General features: G+C 39.5%; 3 protein-coding genes. All 3 read right to left on the bottom strand.

Going from position 1 to position 4,799, the window contains the following annotated elements; genetic code table 11:
- Positions 1-29: 29 nt before the first annotated feature.
- Positions 30-1,430: a sulfatase-like hydrolase/transferase gene (locus tag ACEW8O_RS00245; RefSeq protein ID WP_373492608.1), complete on the bottom strand. Its 1,401-nt coding sequence runs from the start codon at positions 1,428-1,430 to the stop codon at positions 30-32.
- Positions 1,431-1,538: 108 nt separating this feature from the next.
- Positions 1,539-3,077 carry a RagB/SusD family nutrient uptake outer membrane protein gene (locus tag ACEW8O_RS00240; RefSeq protein WP_373492607.1) on the bottom strand — a complete coding sequence of 513 codons (1,539 nt, stop codon included), beginning with the start codon at positions 3,075-3,077 and terminating at the stop codon, positions 1,539-1,541.
- Between the two features lie 5 nt (positions 3,078-3,082).
- The coding region (locus ACEW8O_RS00235; RefSeq protein WP_373492606.1) for a SusC/RagA family TonB-linked outer membrane protein at positions 3,083-4,799 on the bottom strand (1,717 nt) is incomplete at its 5' end.

Genomic DNA, 4,799 nt, shown 5'->3' with positions numbered 1-4,799 from the left:
TTCATCAATTAATTGCTTTTTTTGAAAATTTATTGATTGGATTTTCTTCCATACCGATCAGGGTGAAGCTTGGAATAAGCTTCATCTTCCAACAACCCCATAAAGAGAGGATCTTTCAACATGCTTTTCCAAGTATTGATTTTATCTGCTAAACCGTCAAGCTGAGCAATATTTTCACTGGCAAGATTTCGCTTTTCAGAAATATCGTTTTTGATATCAAATAGGAATTGCTCATTTGGACCAGAAATCATTTTGTCATGAAGTGTTCGGATTGCAAACCTTTCAGCATTGAAATTCCTCCAATAAAGAGCTTCATGTGGTGCATTTTGATTTTCACCTGTCAGGTATGGAATCAAATTGACTCCATCCAATTCGTGCTTGGTTTTTGTACCAATCAATCCTGCTATGGTTCCGAAAATATCAAGTGAAATGATCGGGTATTCGTAGGTGGTTCCTTTTGGAATCACTCCTTTCCATTGCACTGCAAATGGCACCCTTACCCCACCCTCAAAGAAGTCTCCCTTTTTTCCTCTTAATGGTTTGTTGTCCGAAGCATTATCGGGCGTTGGACCACCATTGTCAGAAAGGAAAAACACAATTGTATTTTCTTCAATCTCTAATTCCTTTAATAAATCTAGAATATTTCCGACGCCATCATCCACCGCGGAGGCCATTGCCGCATACGTTTTCCTTTTTTCATTTGAAATTTCGGGAAACCTACTGAGGTATTTTTCTGTCGCCTGCATGGGTGCATGGGGAGCATTGTAGGATAGGAATAAGAAGAATGGGTCTTCATGATTCCTTTCAATAAAAGACACTGCTTCTCTGGAAAACGCATCAGTTAGATACTCCTTTTCCTCCACTCTTTCTTTATTTCTTAAAAGTTTTGTCCTGTATGCACCAAATTGGGAATCAACTTCAAACTCATCTTGTAAGGTTAAATTTTCAGGAAAATACTGATGTCCTCCAGATAGAAAACCGTAGAATTCATCAAACCCCCGTTGATTGGGATGAAGCGTTTGGTGTGCCCCCAAATGCCATTTTCCAATGATTGAAGTTTTGTAGGAGGCTTTTTGAAGATAATCACCAAGCGTCTGCTCTGATAGTGGCAGTCCCATAGTGGAATCATTTGGTGCAAAAAGCGGGTTTTTGGCAAAGCCAAACTTATCCTGATACCTTCCTGTAATCAGTCCAGCCCTACTTGGCCCACATACAGCATAAGAAACATATCCTGAAGTGAACATTGTCCCATTGGCTGCAATACGATCAATATTTGGAGTAGGAATTTCTTTACTGCCATTGAACCCGACATCAGCATAGCCCTGATCATCAGTCAAAATAATGACAATATTAGGAGACCTTTTTGCCAATTGGGCATAGCTTTCCCAAGGAACACTAAAGATAATGGCGAACAAAATCAGTTTGAACATACCAGGTAGGAAACTAGATATTGGAGACTTTACTGAAAAGAACATTATAGCACCAGACCCTCGTAGGGATCTGGCACTATAAGTTTTTTATCAAATGATCTGGTCAGATCAATTCCAAATAGGATTTTGGACCAAATTCCTATTGGCGTCCAATTCATTTTGAGGGATTGGAAACGTTTCAGACCTTCTTCCCCTGTATTGAGGGTTATAAGGACCTACAGGGTCGGCAGCCGCTCTTAGATAAGCAGACTCCATTGTTCCCCATCTTTTAAGATCAAAAAACCTTAAGGATTCAAAAGCCAGTTCCACTCTTCTTTCATGCCTGATGATATCAATCAATTGACCTTGCCCAAGACCGGAACCTTCGACATCTTCGATGGCAGGCATATTCACTCTAGCCCTTACTTGATTCACCAGTTCATACACTTCGCCCAACTGTCCAAGTTCGGCCAAAGCTTCTGCGCGCATCAAAAGCACCTCCGCATATCGGATCAAATAGTAATCTTGGCCACCGGGAGGAAACACACCAATTCCTTCCGGTGAGAGATTGTTTCGTGTGTATTTCTTTCTACCAAAACGAGTTGCTGTATTTCCACGGAAAGGTCTGTCCAAGTGAATCAAGAATATATCACCCTGAAAATAGATCGATGCTCCTAAGCGTGGATCTCTATTTTCTTTCCTGTTTTGAGGATTGTAAAGTGGTGATTCTGAAATAGGAAGGCCATCTATACAATAATAATCATCAACCAAGTTAGGCATGGGTTGATCATTTACTCTTGGAATACCTTCAAATGTGGAAGAGAATGTCTCGCCATTGTTGGATTGATCTTGAATGAACCTTACTGAAAAAACAATCTCGTTTGACAGTTCACCAGCCAATGAAAATAAGGTTTCGTAATTATTGAATAGCCCGTAGTTCATTGTCATTACCTGAGCAGTCAAATCTGCTACTTGTTGATATTCTTTATTATACAAATGCCACCTCGCCGCAAGCGAAAGTGCTGCACCTCTTGTGGCATATCCAAAATCAGATTGTGGCCTTGAAACTGGAAGCGCTGCAATTGCTTTAGCAAAATCATCATCAATTGCTGCTTTAAGTTCATCATAAGTGTTTTTGGGAACATAGGCATTTTCTAAAGTCTGGACTTCCAAAATCAAAGGTGCTTCTTCAAAATAGATGGCCAAATTCATATAAAACAATGCCCTTAAGAAATAAGCTTGACCCATTAAATCGTTTCTAGCATCAGAAGAGATATTAGCATCAGATATTAATGCGATATTTTCGATAGCTGTATTTGCACCTCCAATTCCCCTATAAATAGATGTCCAAAAATTATTGAAAAATGGAGTCGCAGGTTCTACATTGCCTTCCATATATCTGCCGGGGCCCTCAAATTTATAGTTATTGAAAAGATTGTCAGATAAACCGTCATGTTGAGGTATACCTGCTTGCCCATTTAAATTACCACTATACAATGATCTATTTTGAAGTGCTTCATAAACTCCATTGATACCTAATTGTGCATCTTGTTCTGTCAGCCAAAAGTTACCTGAAGCCAACTGTGTTAGTGATCCTCTATCGAGATAATCATCTGAACATGCTGCAAAGATCAGCAGCGCTATTATATATATTCCTAATTTTTTCATGACGATTAAAATTTAAGGTTGATACCTGCAGTATAAACTTTGTAAAGAGGTGCCTGTCTGTCTGTATTGCCTCCTCTTTGACGTTCAGGATCGAAATTTTTGACCTTTGTTAAAGTCAGGAGATTTTGACCACCTATGAATACCCTAGCCCTTTGCATCAACAATCTTTGGGCAATGGCTTTCGGTAAATTATATCCGATTTCCAGGTTTTTCATTCTAAAGAAAGACATGTCTTCTACGTAGAAAGTAGAAGTCGATTGATTATTTACACCCCCAAGTCTAGGGAGGACTTCAGATGGATTTTCCGGCGTCCACCTGTCAATCCAATAAGAGAGTGCATTATTTCTTTCATCCGCCATTGGCAACTGCCCATTTCCATTCATGATTCTATCCACTCTGCCTATTCCTTGGAATATGGCTGTTATATCAAAGTTTTTATAACTAAAACTGGCATTGGCGCCATATATCCATCTTGGAAAAGGATTTCCTATGATTACTCTATCATCAGCGTTAATCACACCGTCATCATTAATATCTGCATATCTAATATCACCAGGAGCGGTAATATTACTTCCAAATTGTACAGGAGCACCATCTACCTCTTCTTGAGACTGGAAAATACCCTCCGTCTGATATCCAAAGTATGATTGGAAAGGTACACCTATTCTAATGATGGTATTGCCTGAAATGGTTTCTTCCCCTCCATCACCTAGACTGGTAACTTTATTGTCAGCCATACGGGTTACGTTACCGCCAATTTCCATTCTGAATTGTCCAAATGTTTTGCGGTAATTCAAATTCAATTCCACACCTCTGTTTTCCATGCCTGCGGCATTCTGCGCAGCCAAATTGGTTACACCGATGGAGTTTGGAATCGGGAAATTTGTGTAAAGAATATCCGAGCTGATTCGGGTAAAATAATCCATCGTTACATTCAACTTATTTTGGAACAAAGCCATGTCCACTCCAAAATTATATTGCTCGATTTTCTCCCACCTGATACTTGGATTTGCCAGGGATGTAAGGGCTACAGCAGGAACAATGGTACTTTGCCCAATATGATAATCAAGACCGGTATTGTAAGTCTGTTCGAAAATATAATTCCCGATTCTATCATTGCCACTGATTCCCCAGCTACCCCTGACTTTGATATCAGAAAAAACTTCGGAACCTGCTAGAAAGCTTTCACGCCCTATATTCCAACCCGCTGATACAGATGGGAAAGTACCATATCTGTTCTCAGGACCGAATTTGGATGAACCATCCCTTCTTAAATTAAATTCAAAAAGGTATTTTTCCTGATAGTTATAATTGACCCTACCAAAGAAGGATTGCCATGCCTCTTCTGCAGCACCACCGCTTACGGATGGATTAAGTACTCCCCCGCCATTGAATTCTTGAATATTATCAGTAGGGAATCCCTGAAGTGAACCACTAAAGCCATCTACCTTATCATAAATGACAGAGTGGCCCAACATAAAGTTGAAATTATGCGAATCATCAAATGACTTGGCGTATCTAAGAATATTCTCATTCATCAACCTGTAACTAAAATTGAAATCGTTACTCAAACTGTTAAGCACACTTTGATTTACAATATTACCATCCCAGTCTCTAGTCGTTCGGGTTGGACTGAAATTTGAAATATTTCCAAAGTTTAAATTCAAATTACCACTTGTTTCAAAAAACAGCCCTTCTGCAAGTTTGGCACTAAGCCCGATT

Source organism: Aquiflexum sp. (assembly GCF_041749095.1).
Taxonomy (GTDB): Bacteria; Bacteroidota; Bacteroidia; order Cytophagales; family Cyclobacteriaceae; genus Aquiflexum.
This window is presented reverse-complemented; position numbering and strand designations above follow the sequence as displayed.

Excerpts from the sequence above, each read along its gene's own strand:
- ACEW8O_RS00245 (WP_373492608.1), bottom strand. The coding sequence starts at position 1,430 with ATGTTCAAACTGATTTTGTTCGCCATTATCTTTAGTGTTCCTTGGGAA.
- ACEW8O_RS00240 (WP_373492607.1), bottom strand. The coding sequence starts at position 3,077 with ATGAAAAAATTAGGAATATATATAATAGCGCTGCTGATCTTTGCAGCA.